Raw genomic sequence first — 24168 nt, 5'->3', positions numbered from 1 at the left:
GACGCCGGCGCGGCGCTGCGATTTCGGGGGAACGCGTGACTAGACCGAGGCGGTCACCTTCTGCGAGTCGATCCACTTCTGCAGGTCGTCGCCGCTTTCGAAGCTGACGATCAGCGCGTAACGCGGCTGGTCGCCCTTGTGGTAGACCGCGTGCCACAGGCGCTGGGTGTCCACGACGAACTGGGCGCCCTTGCGCAGCGGGATGTGCTTCTCCGAGGCGGCGTCTTCCTTGCCTTCGCGGACAATCATGAAGCTTTCGGTGTCATCGGTGAGGTTGAGCCACGCGCGCACGACCCAGGGCTCTTCTTCCGGGTTGAGCCGGTTGTTGTCGTCCTGGTGCATGCAGCTGACCGCGTACTCGTAGGACTTGCTCGGCTCCAGCTTGATGACCCGGACCCGTCCGTAGCGGCCGCCGATGGCCTCGGTCCACTGGACGAGGGTGGGGCAGATCTCCGCATTCTGCGTCCAGATCCCGTCCTTGTCGGACTTGCCGTGGTCCCAGAAACCGGCACACTCCATGTCGCCGAGCGCCGAGGCGATCGGGGCGAAGTTGGTGTCGCCACCGCTCTTCCAGTCGACGTACTCCATCGACTCCCACTCCGCAGGGTTCAGCTCGCCCTCGTAGTCGCGCAGCTGAATGAAGCCGGTCTCATCAAGATCCGACAGCCGGCGGTGGTTGGTTTTGTTGCTGTTGGGCGCTGCCTGCTCCATCATGCGAGGCGTGTTCCTTTCCGGTAGGGGCAGGCCGCCGGCAGAAGGTCACGTCAAGGCATACCGCGGGGTGCGCGCCAGGCGGCCTGGGAAAGCATTGCCCTCACTCTGCGTGTTTGTCAAGGGAAGGGTGCCCTAACTTACAGGGGCCCGTGCAGGAAACTGCACGCTCAGCCCGGTAACGTTGACCGAGGTGGGGTGAGCGGTAACACTCGATGTCAGAGCACCCCCTGCGAAGCATCTGGGAGAAATCATGTTTTCCGGCGCCCTTAAGCCATGGCACCTCTTCATCGTGGTGGGAATTCTCGTCCTGCTGTTCGGCGCGAAGAAGCTGCCCGACGCGGCGCGTTCCCTCGGCCGCTCGATGCGCATCCTCAAGGCCGAGACCAAGGGCCTGACCGAGGATGGCAAGGACACCAACCTCGACGGCAAGGCCGAGGCTCAGGTCACCTCGCAGCAGCCGATCGCTGACAACCAGCCCTCGCCTGCGCCCAAGGTCGACCCGATCAAGCACTCCTGATCCGGCCGCGCGGACGTTGCCATGAAGAACCCCCTGGCACGTCGACGCGGGCCCACCGAATTCCAGCGGGCAGCGGATGGCTCGATGACCCTCATCGAGCACATCCGCGAGCTGCGTGACCGCCTGTTCAAGGCCTCGCTGGCAGTCGCGGCTGGGCTCGTGCTCGGCTGGATCATGTCGAGGTGGGCTTTCGAACAGCTGGAAGTCCCCTACTGCGAGTTGATGACCAAAGAACATCTGCTGATCAACGACAGGTGTCAGTTCCTGCAGATGGGCGCGGCCGACGGTCTGATGCTGCGGATGAAGCTGGCGCTTTGGCTCGCTTTGATCGTGGCTGCACCGGTCTGGCTGTACCAGCTGTGGGCATTCATCGCACCCGGCCTGCACCGGCACGAGCGCAAGTGGGCCTACACCTTCACCGCGATCGCGGCGCCGCTTTTCGGCCTGGGCGTGACGCTCGGGTTCATCATGGCCAGCAACGGCCTGGAAGTCCTGATGGACCTCGGCGTGCTCGGCGCGACGATGCTGGAGGTGACGAAATACGTCTCCTTCATGACCGGCATGATGCTGCTGTTCGGCGTCTCGTTCGAATTCCCGCTGCTGCTGCTGATGCTCAACTTCGCGGGCGTGGTCAGCGGCAAGAAGATGCTCGGCTGGTGGCGCGTCGCGGTGTTCATCTCGTTCGCGTTCGCCGCGGTGACCACGCCCGACCCGGGCCCGTTCGGCATGACGGTTTTCGCCCTGTGCCTGAGCCTGCTCTACTTCATCGCCGTCGGTGTCGCGCTGCTCAACGACAAGCGCAAGGGCCGCGGCAAGGAGATCTACGCGGGTCTTGACGACGATGAGACCTCGTCGATCGATGACTACCAGCCGGAGCCGGTCGAGGCCGGTGCTCGGGTGGAGCCCATCGCACCTCTCGAACGCCGCTACGACGACATGACATAGGGTATGTGACCATGGCAGATCAGGCTGACGCGCCCACCAAGAAAGCCGAATACGCTGAGCGTTTGCAGCGCATCGGTGATGTGTGGTGGAAGAGGGCGCTCAATGTTCAGGCGCCCTACCGCGCGCACCTCCGCCGTTTGAACCTGGGCTACGTGCTCGACGTCGGCTGCGGCATCGGCCGCAACCTGCTGCACCTTGACGGAAACGGCGTCGGCGTTGACCACAACGCCGACGCCGTGCAGCGGGTTCGCGCGCTGGGCTTCACCGCCTACACGTCGGAGGAGTTCCACCGCAGCGAGCACGGCAAGCCCGCCGCGTTCGACTCCCTGCTCATCGCTCACGTGCTGGAGCACGTGCCGGCCGATGTCGCGGTGGAGCTGGTCAACGAATATCTGCCCTATGTGAAGCCGGGCGGCAAGGTCGTGTTCATCACGCCGCAGGAGCGCGGCTACGCCAGCGATGCCACCCACGTGTGGTTCGTCGGGCACCCGCAGACCACCGAGCTCGCCGGCAAGGTGGGGTTGCAGGTGGAAAAGCAGTACTCTTTCCCGCTGCCACGCGTGGCCGGAAAGGTATTCACCTACAACGAGTTCGTGATGGTGGGGCGCGTCCCGAGTCGGTAGCCTCTACTGGCTATGGAGATCGCGGTTCTGCTCAACCCCTCGGCCGGACGCGGGCGGCATGCGGGCGCGGCCAAGGCGGCGCTGGCCCGTCTTGAGGCGGCGGCTTCGATCCGGGTGCTTTCTGCCGGTACCCGCGAAGAAGCAGAAAAAGCGGGCAAAGCCGCAGTCGCCGACGGTGTCGGGGCACTGGTGGCCCTGGGCGGAGACGGCACGGTTCACCTGGCGTTGCAGGCGGTGGCCGGCACCAGCACCCCGCTGGGCATAGTGCCGGTCGGCACGGGCAATGACATGGCGACCTGTTTCGGGCTGCCCACCGATCCGGTGGCGGCCGCGGGCGTGCTCGCCGAAGCGCTGAAAGCCAACCGGCACAAGACTTTCGACCTCGCCCGGCTGACCACCGCGCAGGGCGAGACCCGGTGGTTCGGCGCTGTGCTCGCCGCAGGCTTCGACGCCATCGTCAACGAGCGCGGCAACAGCATGCGCTGGCCGAAAGGGCCGCGCCGCTACGACATCGCCATCGTGGTGGAGCTGGCCCGGCTGCGCCCGCGCGCTTACACGGCCGTGGTCGACGGCAAGCGGCTCGGCTTCGAGGCGGTGCTGCTAGCCATCGGCAACTGCACTTCCTACGGCGGAGGCATGAAGATCTGCCCCGACGCCGACCCCCACGACGGCCTGCTCGACGTGGTCTGGGCCGAGCCCATCTCCCGCGCCACATTGATGCGCATCAAGCCGCGGGTCTACGCCGGCACCCACATCGACCATCCCAAGGTGCGCCAGCTCCGCGTCGAATCGATCGAGCTCGACGCCGAAGGCATCGTCTGCTACGCCGACGGCGAGCGCATCGCCCCCTTACCCATCACCGTCACCGCAGCCAGAGACGCCCTGCGCCTCTTGGCTTAACATTCGCAGCGGCTTCAAGGCGGCGCTGCCTGCGCGTTGCCTGCACGCGCCAGCAATAGAGCCCGGTGGAGGCCGTTGGCTTTGCCGCAGGGGGCTGAGGGCACGATGAGGGCGGCGCAGCCGACGGCGGCGGCTCCGGCGTCGGCGGGGGTGTCGCCCACCATCAGCGTGCGCTCGGGCTCCACGCCCAGCTGGGCGCAGGCTCGCAGAAAGATTTTCTGGTCGGGTTTGACGCAGCCCACCTCGTAGGACAGGACGATGGCGTCGCAAAGGCCGATCAGGCCCCAGGCGGCCAGCAACGGCCGGATATCGAAGCCGATGTTGCTGACCACGGCGATCTTGACCCCGGCGGCGTAGAGGGCGCTCATGGTGGGCAGCGCGTCCGGGTAGGGCTGCCAGCCCTGCGGGGTTTCCACCCGGGCGTAGATCGCTTCGGCCAGACCGGAGATTTCGCAGGGTACGGTCGCGGCGAGGCCGATGAAGGCCTCCCGATGGCTTTGCTCGTAGAGGTCCCGGTTGGCCCACGCCTCGGCCAGCTGAGGCGGGATCCGGCTCGGTTTGGCCACACCGGGCAGCCCGCCCGCGGTGGCTATCCGGTCGGCGAGGACGGTGGCCCGGCCACGGTCGAGCGATACCCCGCAATCGGCTGCTGCGGCGGTCACCCACGCGATCGGGTCGACCGTCATGGCCAGCGTGCCATGAAAGTCGAACAAAACAGCGTCTAGCGCCCGTGGCTTTGGGTCTTGCACCCGAGCAGGATACCGACCTGCGGTCGCTGGCCAAGGTCGCCTAGCCTAGGTGTCATGACGAGCCCGCTTCTGACTGAGTTCGCCGGAGGGCTCGGCTTCGAGCTTGACCCGTTCCAGCGGACTGCCTGCCGCGCCCTTGAGGAGGGCCGTGGCGTGCTGGTCTGCGCGCCGACCGGGGCGGGCAAGACGGTGGTGGGCGAGTTCGCGGTGCACCTCGCGCTGCAGCGGGGGCTCAAGTGTTTCTACACCACGCCGATCAAAGCCTTGTCCAACCAGAAATTTCACGACCTGATCCAGCGCTACGGCGCGGACAGGGTCGGCTTGCTGACCGGCGACAATTCGATCAATGGCGATGCCCCCGTGGTGGTGATGACCACCGAGGTGCTGCGCAACATGCTTTACGCGGGTTCATCGACGCTGACCGGTCTGTCGTACGTGGTGATGGATGAGGTTCACTACCTGGCCGACCGGTTCCGCGGCGCGGTGTGGGAAGAGGTGATCATCCATCTGCCCGAGTCGGTGACGCTGGTGTCGTTGTCGGCCACGGTTTCCAACGCGGAGGAGTTCGCCGACTGGCTTGTCACCGTGCGCGGCGAGACCGAGGTGGTGGTCAGCGAGCACCGGCCCGTGCCGCTGTGGCAGCACATGCTGGTGGGCAAGCGGATGTTCGACCTGTTCCACTCGGCCGACGCGGCGCGGGCCCACGACGTACACCCGGAGCTGCTGCGCTATACCCGTGAGATCGCCCGGCGGGCCGAAATGGGCGCCGTCAAACGCGGTGCGGGGCGGCGGCGCAACACCGGTCCGGCGCGTCCGGACATTGTGGATCGGCTCGACTCCGAAGGGCTGCTTCCCGCGATCCTGTTCATTTTCAGCCGGGCCGCCTGTGACGCGGCGGTGCAGCAGTGCATGCAGGCTGGGCTGCGGCTCACCTCGCCCGACGAGCGGGTCGAGATCCGTCAGGTGGTGGAGCGGCGCATCGGCAACATCCCCAGCGAGGATTTGCATGCTTTGGGGTACTGGGAGTGGCTGGACGGGCTGGAGCGTGGCCTGGCTGCCCACCATGCGGGAATGTTGCCCGCCTTCAAAGAGGTCGTCGAGGATCTGTTTGTACGCGGCTTGGTCAAGGCCGTCTTCGCCACCGAAACCCTTGCCCTGGGCATCAACATGCCCGCACGGTGCGTGGTGCTGGAGAAGCTGGTCAAGTTCAACGGTGAGGCGCACGTCGACCTGACCCCCGGCGAGTACACCCAGCTGACTGGCCGCGCCGGGCGGCGCGGCATCGACGTCGAGGGCCATGCCGTGGTGGTCTTCACCCCCGAGGTCGACCCGCGGCATGTGGCCGGCCTCGCTTCGACGCGCACCTATCCGTTGCGGTCCAGCTTCCGTCCCTCGTACAACATGGCGGTCAATCTGGTCGGCTCGGTCGGCGCGGCCGCTTCCCGGGAGCTGCTGGAGTCGTCGTTCGCGCAGTTCCAGGCGGACCGCTCGGTGGTCGGCCTGGCCCGTCAGGTGCAGCGAAACAACGAGACTCTGTCCATCTACGACACTGAGATGGGTTGCGAGCACGGGGATTTCGCCGAATACTTCGCGATCCGGGTCAAGATTGCCGAGCGGGAGAAGGAGCTGTCGCGGATCAGCCAGCAGGCGCGCCGGGCCGAGGTCAACAACTCGCTGGAGCAGCTGAAGGTCGGCGACGTGATCCGGATCCCGGGTGGGCGCCGCGCCGGGCTGGCCGTCATCCTCGACCCGGGGGTGGGCCCGTTCGGTGAGCCGCGCCCGGTGGTGCTCACCGAGGACAGGTGGGCCGGGCGGATTTCGGCGGGGGAGTTCTCCTCGCCGGTCACCGCGCTCGGCCGGGTCCGGGTGCCGCGCCACTTCAACCACCGCGCGCCCGCTGAGCGTCGCGATCTGGCGTCGTCGCTGCGCAACCTGGACCTGACCCAGGAGCGCGGCAGCCGCCGCCGAGGCTCGGGTGCGGGTGAGGACAAGCAGCTTGCCGCGCTGCGCAAGGCATTGCGAGCGCATCCGTGCCACGCCTGCCCCGAGCGGGAGGACCATGCCCGGTGGGCCGAGCGTGGGCATCGGCTGGGCAAGGACACCGAGGCGTTGCGGGCCAAGGTGGCCAACCGGACGAACTCGCTGTCGCGTACCTTCGACAAAATCTGCGATTTGCTGACCGAGCGCGCTTATCTGGGGCCGGACGGTGAGGTCACCGATTCGGGAAGGATGCTTGGCCGGTTGTGGACAGAGGCCGACCTCCTGGTGGCCGAGTGCCTGCGCAGCGGGATCTGGGAGGAGCTGCAGCCGCATGAGCTGGCCGCAGCCGCATCGGTGGTGCTCTATGAGGCCCGGCGTGAGGTCGATGAGCAGGCGTCCATTCCGCGCGGCGCGGTGGCGTCGGCGGTCGACTCGACGTGGCGCATCTACCAGGAGCTGGCGGCCGATGAGCGTCGCCACGGGCTGGCCCAGACCCGGGAGCCCGATGTGGGGTTCGTGTGGCCGATCTACCGGTGGGCCAAGGGCGAGCCGCTGGCGAAGGTGCTGGCCAGCGGGCACCAGCTGGACGGGGACATGCCCGCCGGCGACTTCGTTCGGTGGGCGCGGCAGGTGATCGATTTGCTGAGCCAGATCGCGGACGCTCCTGGCGCCTCAGCGACATTGCGGCAAAATGCTCGTTCGGCGATGGACGCCATCAATAGGGGTGTTCTTGCGTACAGTTCTGTGGCCTAAACGTTCATCCAACTTGCCGCTTGGTTGTTGAATCCGCCATCATGCCTCTGTGGCCGATGTGCATCACTTCTCATATGGACTCCTGACGCCTGCCGTGGCGTACGTCCTGTCCATCCTCGGATCGTTGCTGAGCTTGATCATCACCGCGCGTGCGCGGGATGCTCGCACGAATTCGCAACGATCTTGGTGGCTGGTTGCGGCGGCGATCGCCCTCGGCGGCACCGGAATCTGGTCGATGCACTTCATGGCGATGCTCGGCTTTACCGTCTCCGGAGCGCGGATCCGCTACGACGTGCTCATCACGATCGCCAGCGCCGTGCTTGCCGTCGTCGTGGTCGGCATCGGCCTGTTCATCGCCGGGTTCGGCCGCCGGGGCGCCCCCCGGATCATCACCGGTGGCATCCTGGCCGGGGTCGGCGTCGCCATCATGCACTACACCGGCATGGGTGCCATGCGCCTGGACGGAAAAATCAACTACGACCCGAGCCTGGTCGCCGCCTCGGTGGTGATCGCCGTGGTCGCGGCCACGGTCGCGCTCTGGTTCACGGTGATCCTGCGCCGCAAGCTCCTGATCTTCGGGGCAGCCCTGATCATGGGTGTCGCCGTGTGCGGCATGCACTACACGGGCATGGCCGCGATGTCGGTCGAGCTGACCAAGCCCACCATCGCGATCGACGGCGCCACCGCGGGCAGCCTTCTGGTCCCGATCGGCATGCTCGTCCTGGTGGTCATCGGCGCCCTCATCTTCATCATCGGCGCGGCCCCCTCCGACGAGGACTTCGACGGCCGGGCCTACCTGGAGGCCCGGCAGAAGCAGCGGGAAGCCGCTCAGGCCGCCTCGACCAACGCGTCGACCAGGCGCCGGCAGGGCCCCGCCACGTTCCAGCGCTCGGCCAGCTCGAGCAACACGCCGGGGTCGTTCGGCTCGCCCGGCAACACCGGGTCGAACTCGGGCAACGGCACGTCTAGCGCCACCCGGACCACCTCCGGGGCGACCTTCAAGTAGTCGGCCGCGTCGGCGAGCTTGCCGCGCAGACCCGGGGCGAAGTCGGCCTTCGGGTCGGCGACGGCCGCGACGATGGCGTCCAGCGAGCCGTAGCGGGCGATCAGGCGGGCTGCCGTCTTCTCGCCGACCCCGGGCACGCCGGGAAGGCCGTCGCTGGGATCGCCGCGCAGCGCGGCGAAGTCGGCGTAGGAAGACGCGGGCACCCCGTACTTGGCGAGGACCGCCGGTTCGTCGCAGGCCTCCAGTTTGGCCACGCCACGTCCGCAGTAGAGCAGCGTGGTGGTCTTGTTGACGAGCTGGAAAAGGTCACGGTCGCCGGAGGCGATCTCGACCGGGGCCGGTCCCTGGAAGGCCAGGGTGCCCAGCACGTCGTCGGCCTCGTAGTCGTCGACGCCGAAGGCGGGTATCCCGATGGCGTGCAGGAAATCCAGGATGATGAGCACCTGGGGGACCAGCGCGTCGGGGACCTCTTCGCCGCCACCGGGGGCCAGCCGGTGACGCTTGTAGGACGGGATCAGCTTGACCCGCCAAGCCGGCCTCCAGTCGTAGTCGAGGGCGCAAACAACGCGGCCAGGCCGCCGGGTGCGGATCAGGGTGGCCATCATGTCCAGGAAACCGCGCACGGCATTGACCGGCTCACCGGCGTCTGTGCGGGCGGCTTTCTCGGGAATGCCATGGAAGGCACGGAAATACAGGCTCGGCGCGTCGACTAGGAGCATTGGTTTCACTCAAACAGGCTAGTTGCCCTAACGTTCGTAAGGCGACCGTGACCGGCCGTACCCGGCCAACCGGTGGACCCCTGAACCAAATTCCCAGGCAGGCAACCCGCCGACCGGCTCGCCTTCCGCTGGCCCTGACCGGATCGTGACCACAACAACCGATGCAGCATCGCGGACTGTGGTGCGAGCGTGACTTATGGCTATCGACGACCTGCTGGCACCCTTCGCCGCGCACCTGCGCCAGGAAAGCCGCTCACCCCGCACCATCCGCGACTACCAGCGATGCGTAGTTGCCCTCGACCGAGATCTGCCGTTCGGCGCCGATATCGCGTGCGAGGAAGAACTCCGCGACTGGTTGTGGAGAGACGGCCTGGCCGCGTCGAGCCGGGCCGTCTACCACGCCGCCATCCGCTGCTTCTACGGCTGGGCCCACGGTCGCGGCATCATCGACTTCGACCCAAGCGCCGGCATCCCGCGTCCCGTGGTGAAGGTCGGCCTGCCGCGCGTGGCCACCGACGCGCAGGTGCGGACCATCCTCACCGAGGCGCGGGAGCCGTACCTGCTGTGGGCCAAGCTGGCCTGCTACGGGGGGCTGCGGTGCATCGAGATCTGGCGGCTGCACCGCGAGCACGTCACCGAGAAGGCCACCAGCGTCCACCGAGGCAAGGGGGAGAAGGCGCGCATACTGCCGACCCATCCGGTCGTCTGGGACGCCGTGAAGGACCTTCCGTCCGGCCCGTTGGCCCGAGTCGCCGACGAGCATCAGTTGTCGACGAACTTCTTGCTTCACTGTCAGGAAGTCCTCGGTCTGTACGGCGTCTCGATGCACCGGCTGCGCGGGTGGATGGCCACGACTAGCTATGCGAAGACGAAGGATGTCCGAGCGCTGCAAAGGGCGCTCGGACATGCCAACCTGGCAACGACTGCCCGCTACATTGCGGTGGCGGACGAACAGTTGCAGGCAATCATCGATTCACTACCGACGTTCGGCGAGGGCGATGCCGCATAGGCAAATTGGTCGGGGTGTCGCCCTCTTCGACGACAATCTCCAGCCTGGGAAGGCGGTCTGCAGGCAGGTGCTCCCGGCGACCCGCGACGACGACAGCTGAATGCAGGCGGGCTAGGCGGATGGCGTCGGCCCACGCCGAGACGACGGCAATGACCTGGTAGCCGTGCCTGGCGGTGTATTGGGCGCATGTGTCCATCCATGCGCAGTTGCCGCTCGGGACGAAGAGGATCGCGAGGATGGTCACCACGACCTCCACTCCGGCTGGCGCGGCCCGAGTATCTCTTCTTCGACCGAGCGAAGCCACGCGCGCAGCCTTGCCTTGCAAAGTGCAATTTGCCTGAGGTAGTTCTCCCAGATTTTGAGCATGATTGACTCGCCTCCGAGCGGCATGAGTTGATCCGGCTGGTGGGCTGCCCCGTAAGTGATGGCAGGTCAGGAAGTCCGCACCCTAAGTCCTGAGAGGTCTCAGGCTTCTCCCAGCTCAGAGCTTCGCCAATAGTCTTTCGGTCTAGTTGGAGTTTGATTTCCACATGTGAATTGGCCGCCAAGATTGTCGACCATGGCCCTAAAAGCCCATACGCGCCAGCTCACACCAGGTGTCAAGGTCGTCACGCACGGTACCTACTGTGCGCATGGTTGACTCACCCGTTAGTGACTTACCTGGATAAGTTGAATAAGTTCCAGGTCAGAGGCTAGTCGGCGACGAAAACTCCCAGCGGCGCTATCCCGTACACCAGGCCACGATCGCGCAGGATCGCGATTGCTTTCGCCACCGTTGTGTAGCCCACCTGGTATTCGGCGCACAGCTCGTAGTGGGTGGGCAGCTTGTCGCCTGCCTTGAACTCCCCTTTGTGGATGCGTGCTTCAAGACTTTCGGCGATGTCGGTGTACCGGCTTGGCCTGGGCAACGTGGTCTCTTCTCTTTGCGGCCAGAGAAGTCGATCACGGTCCGTATGATGCGGACAATGCGTATAATGCACATAGTTGCCATGGCGTGAACGTCTGCAAGCGTCTACCTGGGTGTTGTCGCTAGAGGACGGCTGGAGCCAGCTAGGAAGGCAGCTCGTCGGCCACGAAGATGCCTTTCGGCGGGCGGCTCGTAACCAGGCCGCGTTCCCGCAGGATCATCACGGCCTTGGAGATGGTGGTCAGCCCGAGTCCGAACTCGTCGGCCATCTCTTCCTGGGTGGGCAGTTTGTCGCCGAGTGGGTAGACGCCGGCGCGGATACGCGCCTCGATGATCTCGGCGAGGTCCCGGAAGGTGTGGGCTTTCGGCTCGGGCATGTGCTCTGAACTCTCCGTTCGTGGTCCCGAAGAGTTGATCACACCGCGCATGCTTCACACCATGCGCATGATGCGCGTAGTGTCGGGTGCGGCAGTCCCGTGCCATCGAAGTCAGTTCGCTGAGCTCTCGCTTGGCGCAGCGGCGGGACTGCCACCTGTTCGGCCCACCCCGCGGGAGCGCAGTGCTAGCGCGGGGTGGCGCTCTCCAGCTGCGGGAGGCGACGATGACACAGGCAATCCGGCACTACGCCGACGAGGACAACTACTACAACGGGTCCACTGGCCGGTGGACGATCTGCGGCCTGAAATGGTTCAGACAGCCGGCCGGGGTGGTCGCTGACTGCCCCGACTGTGTGAAGCTGCGCCAGGAGCGCATCGACCGGGCCAAAGCTGAGTGGTGTGGGCGATGACTCCAACGTTGTTGCGTCACGATCTGGCGTGGTCGCGGACGGTGATGCGCCTGCATCGGCGCGACTGGTGCGGGTTGTGCCGCCGGTTGTGTGGGCCGTGGCCGTGTGAAACGTATCGGCGGGCGAGGCGTGCGCATCGCAGGACGTTGGCGAAGGCGTCGCGGCTGTGAGCCTGCGTTAAGCGCGGGGTTGGGAGAGCGGGCGGTGCCCAGACAGGAGTTGGTCCCTGGGCACCGCTCACGCCCACCCGCTTGAGGCTCCCATCCCGGGATGGGTAGGGGCGGTGTCCACGACTCCTTCGCACCGACTCCTGGACACCGCTCACCCGGGGGATCATGCGTGAAACCTCGGTTAGCTGACCAGCCGCGCAGTAACCGGAACGCGTTTCACGGGAGCAAATCGGGCGCGTCAGGTACCCGCGATGGTTTCACGGACAAGGTATGAATCGGACAGCGCCGTGACAGGTTGAAGCTGTTATCCCCTCATGCACGAAGCCCTCGCGCTAGGCGAGGGCCGGTGTCAAAGTCTTGAGCACTAAGTCTTACGCGTGGTGGCGTGGCAGCTCCGGGTGGCAGCAGCACATGTCGAGCTTGTCCCACATCGGATCGCGCGGCTGATGACCTATGGCTTCAGCGTCGAAGTTGAGCTGGACCACGTTGGCGGTACGGTCCAGTCGATGTCGGGGTGTTCGGCTTGGTAGGCGCGGACAGCGGCGATCTGGCGCTGGGCGAGGTCACTCATCGTTGCCGCCTTTCAAGCAGACGCGTCGGACCTGCTCGCGTGTCCAGACGTGGTCGGTGGCTTTGAGGATGTCGACCTGGCGCATGCCTGCGGCGTCGGCGGCGCGTATGGCGTCGCCGAGCTTTTGGCGGGCGTCCAGGAAGCGGCGGTAGTCGGCCGCAGCCTGCGCCAATGCCTCCTCGTGGTCGGTCACGCCTACAAGTATGGCATACACCGTTGGCCTACGCTATTGCCATGCCTACGCATGTGGCCTACACTGTAGGCATACCAAATCCTAGGGAGGCCCAGATGCCCACCACCCGCGACGAAGAGATCGCATCCCGCTACGTCACCCAGCACGCACTAACCCTCGGCCGGCAGAAAGCAGTCGCCCTGGGCAGGGCAGCTGCCCGGCTGCACCGTGAGACCGACGGGCAGCGTTTGCAGCTGCTCACCCGCATCTACCCCGCACGCTGACAGGACCGCTCGCCCACAGACTTCCCCGCTGTGGGCGAGACGGATCGGCCAGACGAAGGAGGAAAGCAAGTGGACCTGCAAGAACGCATCGACGCAGCGCTGCACATCGCCGACATGTACGGCCAGGCAGACGGCGAGCACCACAAGACGTGGGCGATCGACCAGATGGTGCGCGCGCTCACCGACTGTCCAGAGGTGGAGAAGGAAGACTTCGACTACCTGGGCGAGGCCTACACCTACACGGCGTACGGCGAGTCGGGCGAGTACCAGCGCTTCGTAGCCGCCCACAACGACGGCCAGGACGGTCCCGACACCTACTCGTGGGACGTCGGTATCGCCCCGTAGCACCCAGCCTGCAGTCACCTCGGAGCGGAGCTGCAGGCACGAGACCCACCGGCCGATTGCCGTCTGAAGGAAGCGTCGGCCGGTGGCAGTCAACCTACCCAACCCAAGGAGGAGCTATGAGGATTACCCGTGCCGGTTTCGGCCGGCTCAACTACCAGCCCAGCCGCATCTGCTGGCTGTGCACCACCGCACTGGGCAGTGCGATCGTGGGCGCCGTTTTGGCCAGCATCCACGACAGCTACAGGTGGGTGTCGTGACCGCCGAGGTGGGCACCGATACAGCCCACACCATGCCGACGTTGGTCGACGCGATGGTCGGAGTCCGCTGCGAAGACATGGCAGACGACGCCAAACTCCATGCGGCGATCATCGCCCGGCGCAACTATCTGCGTGAGGAAGCCCGCCTGTTGACTGGGTGGGCACGTGTGGTGCGCCAGCGCCGGGCTGCGGACACGTCGCAGCGTCAGGCGGCAGACGAGCTGGGTGTGTCACGTACCGCGGTACGCGCAGGTAAGGCGAAGCAGTGATCGGAAAGGTAAGCGAAGATGGGCGAGACGGAACCAGGACTAGTGGCTCCGTCTCGCCCCGCCATATTAAGGAGAGAGGAACCTATGCCCACACCCGACCAGACGGCAGCAGCGGACCAGTTCGCGGCGATCGTCGACAGCGAAATTGACCAGCAGGTGGAGGCGCTGAAAGGCGACCTCGCGCTGAACGACCGCGCGCACACAATGGTCGCGCTGAAGCAGATGCTTGAGAGCCAGCCGCGCGGAGTCGTCGAGATGTGGCTTGCCGCCGCACTGATCCGTCTCGCGGAGGCCGACCGTGGATGAGGACGAGGCCCTGGCGATGGTCGACGAATGGACGAGCGACCCGCTCAACCGGGTCCTCGACGGCCTGTTCAACCACGGCATGGGCAGCCAGGCTGAAGACTTCGTCCACCCGGAAACGGGCGAGGTTGGCCGGATCGACGAGGACACGTACATCAGGTACAAGACGCGGGTGATTCGGCAGGCGCGCGAGGAGATTGAACAGCTGATGGGCGGTGCTGACTGTGGCTGACACGCTGATAGACAAGCTCAAGGCGGCGCTGGACGAGGACGAGCGGATCGCGCTCCGGGCGGCAGGCTTCAGCCCGACCTGGAGTTACGACCGCGAGACCTTCACCATCGACAGCGCCGAAGGCTCGGTTGCCGCGCGGAAGGCTGGCGGGTCGCCTATCAATGACGTGGACGGGGAGCACATCGCGCGCCACGATCCGGCGCGCGCGTTGCGGCAGGTAGCAGCACACCGGAAGCTCCTGGAATTGCACCCGATCTACAGCAAGCCGAAGCTTGGCTTCATTGCAGCGCCGGACCGCAAAGACCCAGCGGTGATGTACGAGCAGGTCGGAGTCGAGTACATGTGCGGCAAGTGTGACCAGTGGCGACACGAGGAGTTCTATCACCCAGAGCCTTGGTGCGACACCCTGCTCGCGCTCGCCGAGGTCTACGGCATCGAGGTGCCCGCCGATGTGCGTTGACTGCTGGAACGAGGCGGGCCAACCTGCCAACTGGACGCCCGAGATTGCCGAAGCGCTCGCACTGGTCCGCGAGCTGTACGCCATCCACCCAACAGGCGGACCGCTGCACACCACTCTCGACGACTGGAACATCGACGGCGACCGGATCACACCCTGGTACGCGTCGTGGGACGACACCGAACTCGACGCGCTTTACTACGACGGATGGCTGATCGCCGACCTGGACCCGCAAGCGCCAGCTGTGACTGAGGGGCTTGGGCGTAGTACCCGGCAGATCTGTGACGAGATCGCAGCGAAGATGGGACCGATGACCGAGGCGGACCGAATGTCGGTGCTGGCCTACCACGGCAAGCTCGCGACACCACCCGAGGCCTAATTATTAGGACATCCAGACAACAAAAAGCGCGCTGCCTCCCGAAGGAAGCAGCGCGCTCTGTCGTTTCGCTCGGGGCGGAGGATGCCCGCGATTAGCATACGCGGGAGCCGTCCCGTGTTGGTTACTCCTCGACGGGAGGCGGCACGTCCGAACCGTCAGCGTCGCCCACGGTCGCGTCGAGCGCCGACACCGCGTCGGTGATCTCGGCCAGGGTCGCGGCGGCATCCTCGGGCATCTCGCCCAGCTGCTCGGTCAGCTGCGCCAGCTTGGCCAGCACGTCGGAGGTGGTGTCGGCGAGCTGAGCCTTGAGGGCCACCAGTGCGTCGTTCGCTGCGGTCATGAGCTGCTCCATTCGGTCAAGCTGGGCGGTGTGGTCCACCAGCCCAGGGATATCCAGGTGAACGTGGAAATGGGTTTCGGATGGGCGGGCGGCGGTCATCAGTTCAGGTGCCGCGCCGACTCGGGCAGCGGCTTGCTGTTGGGAACCGCGTAGGTGATGCCCAGCGCGGACAGACCGGCAATGAGGACGCTGATCCATTCCATGCGGGTGACGACGTCGTCGTCGAGGCCGGTCAGGAGCACGCTGGCTCCGGCGATGAGCGCCGCGACGATGGCCTTTGCATACTTGCCCATGATCTTCTCCTTGACGGGTTGGACGTGGACGTAGGAAGTTGTGGTCATGGAAACCGCGCGGCATGACTCCCGTGACCGACTGAAAATCGCCGCGCTCACCGGCACCGCATCCAGGCATGCGGCCCGAAAGACCAGCGGCCAATATGACCGGGACGCCGCCATTGCCGAACTGCACACGGTCAGCACCGACCCGCATCTGCTTGCCCACGCCATCTGCAGCCCGAGGCATTGGCAATATCGGACCCTGCGCGCGATGCTGCTAGAAGCTGGTGCCGACGAGCAGGATTTGGACGAGGTGGCCGCCTATATCGACGAGCGGCTGCGTAAGGCCGGATTCCCGGTCGGCGAGTTGGCCGACGATCAGGAGTGAGGCTCGCCCTTGGGCAGCTGCGCCTTGAGCAGCACCAGCCACCGCCACCACGACACCGTCGTGAAGCCCAGGAACGCCAGCAGCCCGAGCGCCTCACGGCCCCAGAAGTCGCCGAACGCCATCACTAGCACCGACAAGCCCAGCACGGCCGTCTCGCACATGGCGAACGCCATCATGGTGCGGCCCACCTCAGAGCGCCACCACTTCGCCAGCACCTGGTAGGTGATGACAAAGTTGAGCCCGCCCACAAAGGCGGCGACGAGCAGGACGCCGGCCAAAGCCTTCACCGATGGTCCCTGAAAGCCGAGGTGAGCAGGGCGGCGAAGTTGTTTTCGATCTGGATGCGCCGCAGTTCACGGACCACCCGCGACACTTCAGGCTCAGCCGCATGGGCCGCGTCGAGGCGTTTCTGGGCCTGTTTGACGGCCTCCGTGTTTTCCGGCTTGGGCCGCTTCGACCACGGCCACCTCACGGTGCCGATTCCTTCGCTGCGGGCAGGGCGCGCACGATGCCTACCGTAACCTGCGCCAGTTCCAGCAGCCCGTCGCGCTGCTTTACCAGCACGTCGTTCTCCGCGATCAGCCGTTCGATCTGCCTGTCGCGGTTGGCCAGTTCCCGTTCGTGGGTTGAGGCCGGTATCAGCCGTCCGGTGAGCACCATCCACACCGCCCCGGTCAGGACCGCTACCGCCCCGCCAGGTGCCGCGAAGGGCAGCAGTTCCGACCACATCGATCAGTCCGTCAGCTCACGTGCGGTCTCGGCGACGACAGCCTTAGCGATCGTTTCGGCGGTAGGCGGTACGGCTGGTGCTGGTAGCCGCGCGGCCAGCTTGTCGGCGAGCAGGTCGAGCTGGGCGTCGGGCAAGGCGACCGGCATACCGGCGGCCAGCTTGGCCAGCGCCGCCTCAGCAGCCCGCCGGGCCGCGTACGAGTTGCGCAGGGCGTAGGCCAGGGCCACGTCTGCGGAGCGGGACTCCGCGGGGAGCACGTCACCGGTGGCCAGCGTCTCCGCGGGAAGGGTCGGCAGGGTTTCGTCTTTGAGCATGTCGTCTCCAATCAGTACGGCCGCCAGCCTGGCCATGAACGCGGCGTTGTTGGCGTGACGGCGCAGAACGGTTCCGTGAAGGTGCGTCAGATGCGACGAATCCGAGGTCGAGACGCGGTTGAGAATGTTGTTGTAGCCGTCCACCCGCTGGTCGCCGTCGAGGTTGCCGTACCAGGCGGCCAGCTCCTCCAGACGGCCCGCGCGCACCGCGGCGTCGAGGCGCTGGCACATGGGCAGCAGGATGTGCGGCGGCGCGGAGATGTCGAACCCGGCGATCCAGTCCTGGTCGCCCAGCTTGTCGTCGGCATAGGACACGGTGTAGGTGCGGTCGGTGCACCAGTCCGAGGTGAGGATCCAGCGCCGCGAACGGTGGGCGCCGTTGAGGTGAAGGTTGTTGCCCTTGAACCCGACCGCATCGGGGCTCAGGCCCAAGGCGGTGCGCACGGTGCGGCCCATCCGGGCCAGTTCGGCCGGCACGATCTCATCCCGCCACGCGGCTTCGTTTTCGAGCTGGGCATAGCTGGGCATTCGGTACCTCCTTACGCGTGCTCGTAGAGGATGGTGATCCGGATCCTGTCGCTCGTCGCCCACGTGAATGGGCTCGTCGACGTGATGACCCCGCTGGAGCTGACCGGCGTAATCGACGTCGTCGTCTCCATCTGGCAGGCGGCGGCAAAAGAGTTGGCACTCGCGTCGAACAGGGTGCACGCGCCCACGTAGTCGACCGACAGCGCCGGAATGGGCACCGACAGCGAGATGAACCCGGTGCCGTAGTCGGTGGTGGAGCCACGAGTCAGCTGGATCTGGACGTAGGCCAGCCCGTTGGACTGCAGGTAACGTCCCGTCAGCGTCCCGTTGCCGATGGTCGGGGAACCCGAGCTCGAGGTCAGCTCAGGCGTGTAGGTGGCCATCGTGGCCACCATCCGCAAGACGGCGGTGAGGTCTGCGGGATCGGTGATTGCGCCGGCGAGAACGGCCACAGCAGCCTCCTAGAGGGCCCAGACCGACGGGTCGGCCAGAGTTACCGCGTCAGCGGCTGAATGGGTTGCGGTGACGCCGTTGACGGAGCGGGTGATGGTGGCGGTCTGGTAGTCGCAGCGCAGCGCCAGCACGGCCCCACGGCTGATGGCCGCCGCTCCGCCCGTGACCACGAAACTGCCAGGCGTGATAGCCGCCGCCGTGGTCTGGATCGAGTAGGCCCAGACGATTCCCTGGTCATCGCCAGTGGTGGTGTCGGGTTCGCCGATCTCGGTGCCCGGTGATGCGACCGAGGTCCAGTCGTCGGCCTTCCAGCCGAGGTACAGGATGATGCAGTTGTCAGCCAGCGGCACTCTAAGCGCCGGGTAGGCGATGTTCTGCGACGACGGGTTCAACCAGCTGGCCGAGTCCAGCAGCACATTGGACGCGCTGTGCCACTTGCCGGACAGCCGGATCATCTGGGCGCTGGTGTCCGCGTTAGCGACGCCACCTGTGAACGTGATGGTGGGCGCAGCTTCCGCGCCCGAGGTGGCGATTTTGGCGAACAACTGGACGTTGATGGAGCTACCGAAAACAGCCAGGCGGGTGTATCCAGCTGGCGTATTCGGCACGCCTGTGCCGGAGTTGCGGATCGCGGCCAGGCACAGCAGCAGGTCGCCAGTGGCCACCGACGCAGGGATGCCTGGCGTGACGCTGGCATTGGACGCGTGGGTGACTGTGCCGGTCGTCCCGAACGTGACGGTGGACGCGGCGACTGCGGTGACCTGGATTTCCTCGGTGCCGATTTTGCCGGTGTAGCCGCCCGCACCGAGCGAGGCAGTCAAAGCGAGCAGCGGGCCGGACGTGGTGGCAATGTCGGCCGAGGTTGCCGAACTATTGATGGCGGCGTGAAGTTCCTTGCCCACCAGACCCCACAATCCGATGCTGTTGTAGATGGTCGCGGGCGAAAGCGTCACCGTCGGCTCGAACGTGTACGAGCCGAGGACCTCGGCGTAGCCCTCAATCAGCTGCACAATGTCGTCCGGTGCCAGCGGCGACGGGTGGTCGGTGACGGCCAGGTTCTTGCCGATGTCCGCGGCCAGCCAGTCGTCGATCAGTTCCGGCGCACGCCGCAGGTTCGGCCTTACCGCTGGCCATTGCAGCTCGTCGTTGCTGCCGACCGTCGCCAGCCAGCCTGCGATCTGGTACGCCTGGTCGTCGGTTTCGACGTTCGGCGACACCGGAAGCGGGTAGGAGCCGACCTCGGCGACCGATGCCGCGTTGGCGTAGTGCATCGGAGCGCCGCTGTTGGGCCGCTGCGCGGTCACGTCGTTGTAGAAATCCCGGTCGTCGTCCTCGGGCCGGAACGGCGGCGCTACATGGCCCTGGTCGTACTGCAGCGTGACGACCGGGGTCTGGTTGTACAGGCTGCGGCCAGTGAGGAAGGCCAGGCCGAAGTCGAGCGGCTCATACAAAATGGCCTGGTCGGCGAGAGCGCAGTCGCGCAGCAGGTCCAGCGGCTTGGCGATGCGCTGCGGCCCCATGGTGACGCTGGTGCTGCCGGTGACCACAAAGGGAATGCCGGCCTCGTCAGCCAGGCGGGCCGCCCGGACGTGGGCCATTTCGCCGAGGTGGCCGCCGGCCGCGATCGCGTTGGCGACATCGTGGGTGCCGATGGTGAAGGCCGGGTCGGTGTAGATGGCGGCGTGACCCCATGCGGCTCCACCAAGGGAAAGCACGGTGACCGGGTAGACGCCAGTCGGGCTGAGCACCTCGGCGAAGTTGATTGCGCCGTGGAAGTTCGCGTCGACAACCTGATCGCCTGTTGTCCCCAGCGAGTCGCCGTTGGTGTCCAGGATGGTCAGGCTGACGGTGTCGTTGCTGCCGCTGCTGTTCAGTTTCGAGCAGACGACGATCGACACCCACTGGTCGAAGATGTCGGCGTCGCTGATGGTGACTGTGAAGGTGTCGGTCAGCGAAATCGCGGCGTCGTAGACCTGAACCCGTATGTCGACGGCCGATGCGGAACCTGAGGTGAGAAGGCCGACGAACACGTACGGCAGGGCGGTGTTGGTGGTGCGCAGGTCCAGTAGGCCGAGGATCTGCGAGTCCAGCTCGGACGGCAGCCGCAGCATGATCTGGTACACCCACTGGCCGGTGTCCGTGTAGGCCGGTATCGGCCCGCGCATGCTGCAGGCGGGCCCGAAAACCGGCAGCGGGAGGGAGCCCGGCAACGTCGCTTCGTCGGCGAACGACACTGTTCCCGGACCGGCCGCGCCGGAGTAGAGGTGAGTGCCGCGCACCATCGGGTCGCCGCCGACTGCACTGGCGAACGAGGTCGCGCCGCGGGCGTCCTCCATCGGCCAGTAGGCGAGCGGCGTGAAGCCGCTGCCGGTCAGGCCCGAAAACCTCCCGTATGCAGGCGAGTGGGTTGTGGCGTCGCGGCCCAGGCGGCGCATGATGCCGTCGGCGGACAGCGACACCGTCTGGTCGGCCTCGCTGGGATCCCACTCCGGCGGCCAGCCGGTCACGTAGCCGCAGAAGCGGTTGACGTAGCCGGAGCCGTTGTTGACCCGCACCCGCAACGGCGTGTTCTTCTTGATCTGCCCGTAGTAGGCGCCGGCCGGGTTGTGGCGGGAGAACCGCCCATCGGAGTTGTCGACCGTCAAGGAGCAGCGGGAGGCCGTGACCTGTGCGAACTTGCCCGTCTTGCCACGGCGGATGGAAATCTTGCGGTCCTCACGCACGTAGTCGGTGATGTCGGTGAACACCCACGTGTCAGGGTCCGCGGTCAGGTCCGCGCTCAGGGCGATGGACACCTCGATGTCCAGCGGGGTTGCCGGGAACGCCATCAGCGGCCCGCGAAGTAGAGCTGGGCGTCGCCTTCGCCGGTTGTCTGCACCTCGAACTGCAGGTAGCTGGCTACTGCGGCGCCCATGGCACCTTCGAAGCCGGGTTTGACCGACACGATGAGGTTCATCGCCCCGCCCGCCGCCCCGCCCGAAGCGCCGGACATCATCGCCGCGGTCTGGGATGCGTTGTAGACCGTTCCGCCCGACGCGCCCATCTGCAGGATTTCGGGGCCGTTCTCGCCGACGACATAGGTGGCACCGGCCATGACCGACCCGCCGGAAGCACGGCCGGACACGTACGTTCCGGAGCTGACGCCGCCGAGGACATCCACGTAGCCCGGCTGGTTGAACCCTGCGGCACGCGAACCCATGAGCCGCGACAGCTCGCGGGCTGCGGTCAGGGCTTCGAGCAGGCCCGGGAAGCGGATTTCCATCGTGGTGTCGCGCGGGAGTCCCTTGAAGGCGTCGACAAGGGCGTTGACCTCGTCCTTGTTGAGGCCCAGCTTGATCGCGTTCTTGCGGAGCGTCTCGATCTGCTGCTCGTAAAGCGCGTTTGCGTCCTCGACGGACATTTTGTTGTCAATGTTGGCGTCGCGTAGATCCTTGATGGCCTGGATCTCGTCGAGGATCGCGCCTCGGTTGGCGCGGCCTTTCTCCTCGCGGGCGTCGAGCGACTTGCCGTTTTCTTCCACCGACTCGGTCAGGTCGTCGATGGCCCGCTCGTAGGCGATCGTGGCCTGGTTGATGTCCATGACCTTGCCGAAGGCGTTGTCCATCGCCTTCTTCATGGCGTCGATCTCGTCGGCCGCGTCCTTGGCTGCGTCGCCTATGCCTTCGAGGTCGCCTGCGAAGTCGTTGGAGGCGTCGCCCGACTTATTCAGGTCGCCCACGAGACTGTCGAGCCAGGGCCCGTTCTCCTTGAAGATGTTCCCGATGACGGGAATCCATCCGAACAGTTTGACCAGCACTTCGTTGGCCACCCTGGCCGCTCCGATGGACCATTCGTAGGTCTTTTCCAGCGCCGCGATCATGTTGCCGGTCCATCGCAGAGCCAACTGGATGCCGTCCGACAGCGCTGCGAAGGCCATGATGGCTCCGTCGGTGTCCTCGGCGATCGTGCCTATGAAGTCGCCGAACGCCTCACCGATCTCCGGCAATTCTTTGGCGATTGCCCGGATGACCGGCTTGGCCGCCTCCATGCCTTTGATCAGGCCGGGCATCATTTCCTCGACCAGCCCGACCAGGCCCTGCGTGAGTGGCATCAAGACCGGCGCAAGCGCGGCGAACGCGGGCTTCATAGAGCTCGCCACGTCAACGGCTGCCCGGCCGAGGAGGTCGAGCGCCTCGATGGCCGGCGCGACGAAGGGATCGGCCGCCTGCTCGAACGCGTTCAGCGCGACTTCGCCGAGCCTTTCGGCCGCGCCTTTGACGCGCGAATCTTGAGAGGCGGCCGCAAGGCCACCGGCGATGCCGCCGATACCGACCCCGCCAATGACGGCAGATGCGATGACGCCGCCGATAAAGGGCGACGCCACAGCTGCGAGGGCGGCCAGGCCTGCGATGAGTTGCGGCCTGGAAGCTTTGAAGGCGAAGCTCATGCCCTCGACGACAGTTTCGGCGATCTCTCCGCCAGCGTCGGCGGCGTCTGGAGTGGCTTCCTCGACTGCCTCTTCAAGCTCGGCCTTGAGTTCCTTCCCCAGGTTCTCAAAGAGGCGGAGCTGGCGCTTCTCCTTCCTCAGCGCCTTGAGCAGTTCCAGGTCGCCAGTTTCGTTGATTGCGTGAATTAGGCGCTTGACCTCGGCCTCGGCCTTGGCGGCCTCTTTGGCTAGGTGCCCGGTGTTGTCGGCGAGGTCGTCGATCTGGTCGCCAGCCCGGTCGGCCGAGTCGCCGACACCCTGCATCTGCTGCTTGAACTGGGCGTCGCCGGTCAGTTTGACGTGCGCGCGGAGTTCCTCGTCAGCCACCAGGCCACCACCTTCACCGGATCGAAGGAAGTGATCTCGTGACAGACCTGGTTACCGTGTGATCGTGAGCATCGAGGTTGACTTAGATCAACCGCCAACGCCCGTGGATCAGGGCGGATGGCTGGACAATCCAAAGCGAGTCGTCGCCACCGTCGCTGTGGTCGGCGTAATCGTGATCGCCGTCATTGCGGTGACGCTGCCGTCTTGGCGAGGTGCGCCCCGGCCAGCCGCAGCACTGTCAATAGCACCCGCAGCGGCACCGTGTCAGGTGGGGATTGCCGTGCCGCCGCTGCCCGCATTCACCATCACCGCGCAGGTGACAGGTGACCTCTACGAGTACGAGGACACCGGCCGCTGGACCTGGCAGCAAATGATCTGGATTCCGGCCAACCTCAACGGTCGGCCTGACCTGCGCCTAATCGAGCTGCAGACCGGCAACGGGCCGATCAATGTCACGACGGGCGGACCGCACCAGCTCGGCGTGGCCAGCAAGGCTGCGAGAGTCCGGCTGGACTTCGCCCCGGACGCCGTCTACGACCGGTGGGTGTCGCTTTCGGTGGCATCCGCAGACTTGCCAGGCGGCGACGTCTTGGCGGTGTCGCTCGCCGACGCCGAAGGTGGCATCACCTCGCAGGTGGTTCCCCTTGGCGAGCAGTTCCACAGCACCTTGACCGGCTTCGGCTTGCAGATACCAGCAGGGCAGGTCACCACAGCTGACAACCCTGGGCCGGAAGTCAAATACGGTCCGCCAGCCTTCTCTGCCAACTGTTAGCCCTTCTTTGCAGCCTTCGCCCACGCGTCGATGTAGGCGTGGGCATCGGATGCGGTCAGTTTCCAGACTTCACGCGCCGGGAGTTGGTAGCCCGAGTCTTTCCAGAACCAGGGGATGAGGGGCTTGAGCCCGTCGCGGACGCTCTTTCCTCCGAGGACGTAGCGGAGGAGGCTTTCGCTGGGGGGCCTCCGTCGCCTGCCGGCTTCACCCCCGCACGGACCGCGACCCGTCGTGCATGGATCTTGAACTCGGCTAGGTCCGGTGTTTCCACTCCCGCCAGCTTGCGAGCCAACCAGATCAGGCCAAGCTTGGCCCGCATCGTGTCCTCGGGCATCTCCTCGGCAATCAACCTGGGCAGGCCGATGCCCCACAGCCGGATCATCTGGTGTTCGAGCGGATCCAGGACGTCGAACGGAATGAAGTCGAGGCCGGCAAGGTCGAGCGGAACCCACTCCGGTCCGCCATAGGTCGCCTGGTCCTTCGGGTCCAGGGCAAGCTCAATTGCCACAGCTGCTCCTTGGGAAATGG

At 66.0% G+C, this 24168-nt stretch carries 33 protein-coding genes and 1 pseudogene; 18 read left to right on the top strand and 16 right to left on the bottom strand.

The annotated features are described in order from the left end of the window. Positions 1-39: 39 nt before the first annotated feature. A complete protein-coding gene (locus Rhe02_RS27380; RefSeq protein ID WP_203911249.1) occupies positions 40-714 on the bottom strand; it encodes a hypothetical protein in 675 nt (224 codons plus the stop codon). Between the two features lie 250 nt (positions 715-964). Between Rhe02_RS27380 and tatA the strand changes: the two genes are divergently transcribed. The 4 genes from tatA to Rhe02_RS27360 are packed head-to-tail and all read left to right on the top strand — an operon-like array spanning position 965 to position 3699. After that, positions 965-1231: a Sec-independent protein translocase subunit TatA gene (tatA, locus tag Rhe02_RS27375; protein WP_203911248.1), complete on the top strand. Its 267-nt coding sequence runs from the start codon at positions 965-967 to the stop codon at positions 1229-1231. Positions 1232-1252: 21 nt separating this feature from the next. Next, positions 1253-2176 carry a twin-arginine translocase subunit TatC gene (gene tatC / locus Rhe02_RS27370; protein ID WP_239124075.1) on the top strand — a complete coding sequence of 308 codons (924 nt, stop codon included), beginning with the start codon at positions 1253-1255 and terminating at the stop codon, positions 2174-2176. Positions 2177-2187: 11 nt separating this feature from the next. Then, positions 2188-2799, top strand: a complete 612-nt coding sequence (locus tag Rhe02_RS27365; RefSeq protein ID WP_203911247.1) for a class I SAM-dependent methyltransferase — start codon at positions 2188-2190, stop codon at positions 2797-2799. A gap of 12 nt (positions 2800-2811) precedes the next feature. After that, positions 2812-3699: a diacylglycerol kinase gene (locus tag Rhe02_RS27360; protein ID WP_203911246.1), complete on the top strand. Its 888-nt coding sequence runs from the start codon at positions 2812-2814 to the stop codon at positions 3697-3699. Positions 3700-3713: 14 nt separating this feature from the next. On the opposite strand, the gene Rhe02_RS27355 is transcribed toward Rhe02_RS27360, so the two are convergent. Then, the gene (locus Rhe02_RS27355) at positions 3714-4448 is read right to left on the bottom strand and encodes an HAD family hydrolase (RefSeq protein WP_203911245.1); all 735 of its coding nucleotides are present in this window, start codon (positions 4446-4448) and stop codon (positions 3714-3716) included. Positions 4449-4502: 54 nt separating this feature from the next. On the opposite strand from Rhe02_RS27355, the gene Rhe02_RS27350 reads away from it, so the two are divergent. Then, the gene (locus tag Rhe02_RS27350; protein ID WP_203911244.1) at positions 4503-7181 is read left to right on the top strand and encodes a DEAD/DEAH box helicase; all 2679 of its coding nucleotides are present in this window, start codon (positions 4503-4505) and stop codon (positions 7179-7181) included. A 49-nt stretch (positions 7182-7230) separates the two neighbouring features. Continuing rightward, a pseudogene (locus Rhe02_RS50040) lies at positions 7231-7917 on the top strand (MHYT domain-containing protein); the annotation flags it as partial. Positions 7918-8009: 92 nt separating this feature from the next. Here Rhe02_RS50040 and Rhe02_RS50035 read toward each other — a convergent pair. Continuing rightward, positions 8010-8906 (bottom strand): 5'-3' exonuclease, encoded by an 897-nt coding sequence (locus tag Rhe02_RS50035; RefSeq protein ID WP_239124076.1) that lies wholly within the window; start codon positions 8904-8906, stop codon positions 8010-8012. Between the two features lie 196 nt (positions 8907-9102). Here Rhe02_RS50035 and Rhe02_RS27340 point away from each other — a divergent pair, with 196 nt between their 5' ends. After that, positions 9103-9915: a tyrosine-type recombinase/integrase gene (locus tag Rhe02_RS27340; protein ID WP_203911242.1), complete on the top strand. Its 813-nt coding sequence runs from the start codon at positions 9103-9105 to the stop codon at positions 9913-9915. Between the two features lie 692 nt (positions 9916-10607). Here the strand turns inward: Rhe02_RS27340 and Rhe02_RS27335 are convergent. Further along, positions 10608-10823 carry a winged helix-turn-helix domain-containing protein gene (locus Rhe02_RS27335; RefSeq protein ID WP_203911241.1) on the bottom strand — a complete coding sequence of 72 codons (216 nt, stop codon included), beginning with the start codon at positions 10821-10823 and terminating at the stop codon, positions 10608-10610. Positions 10824-10965: 142 nt separating this feature from the next. After that, a complete protein-coding gene (locus Rhe02_RS27330; RefSeq protein ID WP_203911240.1) occupies positions 10966-11199 on the bottom strand; it encodes a winged helix-turn-helix domain-containing protein in 234 nt (77 codons plus the stop codon). A gap of 224 nt (positions 11200-11423) precedes the next feature. Between Rhe02_RS27330 and Rhe02_RS27325 the strand changes: the two genes are divergently transcribed. Next, positions 11424-11609 (top strand): hypothetical protein, encoded by a 186-nt coding sequence (locus tag Rhe02_RS27325; protein ID WP_203911239.1) that lies wholly within the window; start codon positions 11424-11426, stop codon positions 11607-11609. Between the two features lie 733 nt (positions 11610-12342). Here the strand turns inward: Rhe02_RS27325 and Rhe02_RS27320 are convergent. After that, a complete protein-coding gene (locus tag Rhe02_RS27320; protein ID WP_203911238.1) occupies positions 12343-12543 on the bottom strand; it encodes a hypothetical protein in 201 nt (66 codons plus the stop codon). A gap of 95 nt (positions 12544-12638) precedes the next feature. Between Rhe02_RS27320 and Rhe02_RS27315 the strand changes: the two genes are divergently transcribed. From Rhe02_RS27315 to Rhe02_RS27280, 8 genes are all read left to right on the top strand, one after another. Beyond that, positions 12639-12806 carry a hypothetical protein gene (locus Rhe02_RS27315; RefSeq protein ID WP_203911237.1) on the top strand — a complete coding sequence of 56 codons (168 nt, stop codon included), beginning with the start codon at positions 12639-12641 and terminating at the stop codon, positions 12804-12806. Positions 12807-12875: 69 nt separating this feature from the next. Then, positions 12876-13151 (top strand): hypothetical protein, encoded by a 276-nt coding sequence (locus tag Rhe02_RS27310; RefSeq protein WP_203911236.1) that lies wholly within the window; start codon positions 12876-12878, stop codon positions 13149-13151. A gap of 116 nt (positions 13152-13267) precedes the next feature. Next, positions 13268-13408: a hypothetical protein gene (locus Rhe02_RS27305; RefSeq protein WP_203911235.1), complete on the top strand. Its 141-nt coding sequence runs from the start codon at positions 13268-13270 to the stop codon at positions 13406-13408. Continuing rightward, positions 13405-13677 (top strand): hypothetical protein, encoded by a 273-nt coding sequence (locus tag Rhe02_RS27300; protein ID WP_203911234.1) that lies wholly within the window; start codon positions 13405-13407, stop codon positions 13675-13677. Before Rhe02_RS27305 ends, Rhe02_RS27300 begins: the two co-directional genes overlap by 4 nt. 84 nt (positions 13678-13761) lie before the next feature. Further along, on the top strand, positions 13762-13983 hold the full coding sequence (locus Rhe02_RS27295; RefSeq protein ID WP_203911233.1) for a hypothetical protein: 222 nt from the start codon (positions 13762-13764) through the stop codon (positions 13981-13983). Next, positions 13976-14212 (top strand): hypothetical protein, encoded by a 237-nt coding sequence (locus Rhe02_RS27290; RefSeq protein ID WP_203911232.1) that lies wholly within the window; start codon positions 13976-13978, stop codon positions 14210-14212. Before Rhe02_RS27295 ends, Rhe02_RS27290 begins: the two co-directional genes overlap by 8 nt. Continuing rightward, on the top strand, positions 14205-14672 hold the full coding sequence (locus tag Rhe02_RS27285; RefSeq protein ID WP_203911231.1) for a DUF6221 family protein: 468 nt from the start codon (positions 14205-14207) through the stop codon (positions 14670-14672). Before Rhe02_RS27290 ends, Rhe02_RS27285 begins: the two co-directional genes overlap by 8 nt. Next, on the top strand, positions 14662-15048 hold the full coding sequence (locus Rhe02_RS27280; protein WP_203911230.1) for a hypothetical protein: 387 nt from the start codon (positions 14662-14664) through the stop codon (positions 15046-15048). The genes Rhe02_RS27285 and Rhe02_RS27280 overlap by 11 nt, the downstream gene beginning before the upstream one ends. Positions 15049-15169: 121 nt before the next feature. Here the strand turns inward: Rhe02_RS27280 and Rhe02_RS27275 are convergent, their stop codons facing one another. Together Rhe02_RS27275 and Rhe02_RS27270 are read right to left on the bottom strand one after the other, a co-directional pair. After that, positions 15170-15388 (bottom strand): hypothetical protein, encoded by a 219-nt coding sequence (locus Rhe02_RS27275; protein WP_203911229.1) that lies wholly within the window; start codon positions 15386-15388, stop codon positions 15170-15172. Positions 15389-15486: 98 nt separating this feature from the next. Then, a complete protein-coding gene (locus Rhe02_RS27270) occupies positions 15487-15681 on the bottom strand; it encodes a hypothetical protein (RefSeq protein ID WP_203911228.1) in 195 nt (64 codons plus the stop codon). Positions 15682-15727: 46 nt separating this feature from the next. On the opposite strand from Rhe02_RS27270, the gene Rhe02_RS27265 reads away from it, so the two are divergent. After that, positions 15728-16051, top strand: a complete 324-nt coding sequence (locus Rhe02_RS27265; RefSeq protein ID WP_203911227.1) for a hypothetical protein — start codon at positions 15728-15730, stop codon at positions 16049-16051. Here the strand turns inward: Rhe02_RS27265 and Rhe02_RS27260 are convergent. From Rhe02_RS27260 to Rhe02_RS27230, 7 genes are read right to left on the bottom strand one after another with little or no spacing between them, the layout of a single operon-like run. Continuing rightward, a complete protein-coding gene (locus Rhe02_RS27260) occupies positions 16042-16338 on the bottom strand; it encodes a putative phage holin (RefSeq protein WP_203911226.1) in 297 nt (98 codons plus the stop codon). The genes Rhe02_RS27265 and Rhe02_RS27260 overlap by 10 nt on opposite strands. Then, a complete protein-coding gene (locus Rhe02_RS27255) occupies positions 16335-16523 on the bottom strand; it encodes a DUF7620 family protein (RefSeq protein ID WP_203911225.1) in 189 nt (62 codons plus the stop codon). Before Rhe02_RS27255 ends, Rhe02_RS27260 begins: the two co-directional genes overlap by 4 nt. Then, positions 16520-16780 carry a hypothetical protein gene (locus tag Rhe02_RS27250; protein ID WP_203911224.1) on the bottom strand — a complete coding sequence of 87 codons (261 nt, stop codon included), beginning with the start codon at positions 16778-16780 and terminating at the stop codon, positions 16520-16522. Before Rhe02_RS27250 ends, Rhe02_RS27255 begins: the two co-directional genes overlap by 4 nt. Before the next feature lie 3 nt (positions 16781-16783). Next, a complete protein-coding gene (locus tag Rhe02_RS27245; protein WP_203911223.1) occupies positions 16784-17623 on the bottom strand; it encodes a hypothetical protein in 840 nt (279 codons plus the stop codon). Positions 17624-17634: 11 nt separating this feature from the next. Then, the gene (locus Rhe02_RS27240) at positions 17635-18075 is read right to left on the bottom strand and encodes a hypothetical protein (RefSeq protein WP_203911222.1); all 441 of its coding nucleotides are present in this window, start codon (positions 18073-18075) and stop codon (positions 17635-17637) included. Between the two features lie 9 nt (positions 18076-18084). Beyond that, positions 18085-20904 (bottom strand): hypothetical protein, encoded by a 2820-nt coding sequence (locus Rhe02_RS27235; RefSeq protein WP_203911221.1) that lies wholly within the window; start codon positions 20902-20904, stop codon positions 18085-18087. Continuing rightward, entirely contained in the window at positions 20904-22868 is a 1965-nt protein-coding gene (locus tag Rhe02_RS27230; RefSeq protein WP_203911220.1) for a hypothetical protein, read from the bottom strand. Before Rhe02_RS27230 ends, Rhe02_RS27235 begins: the two co-directional genes overlap by 1 nt. A 64-nt stretch (positions 22869-22932) precedes the next feature. On the opposite strand from Rhe02_RS27230, the gene Rhe02_RS27225 reads away from it, so the two are divergent. After that, a complete protein-coding gene (locus Rhe02_RS27225; RefSeq protein ID WP_203911219.1) occupies positions 22933-23640 on the top strand; it encodes a hypothetical protein in 708 nt (235 codons plus the stop codon). 55 nt (positions 23641-23695) lie between these two features. Here Rhe02_RS27225 and Rhe02_RS27220 read toward each other — a convergent pair whose 3' ends face one another. Then, the gene (locus Rhe02_RS27220) at positions 23696-24148 is read right to left on the bottom strand and encodes a hypothetical protein (protein ID WP_203911218.1); all 453 of its coding nucleotides are present in this window, start codon (positions 24146-24148) and stop codon (positions 23696-23698) included. Positions 24149-24168: the final 20 nt, after the last annotated feature.

The organism is Rhizocola hellebori (genome assembly GCF_016862955.1).
Classification (GTDB): Bacteria; Actinomycetota; Actinomycetes; order Mycobacteriales; family Micromonosporaceae; genus Rhizocola; species Rhizocola hellebori.
The sequence above is the reverse complement of the archived record's forward strand: the minus strand, read 5'-3'. Positions and strand labels throughout refer to the sequence as shown.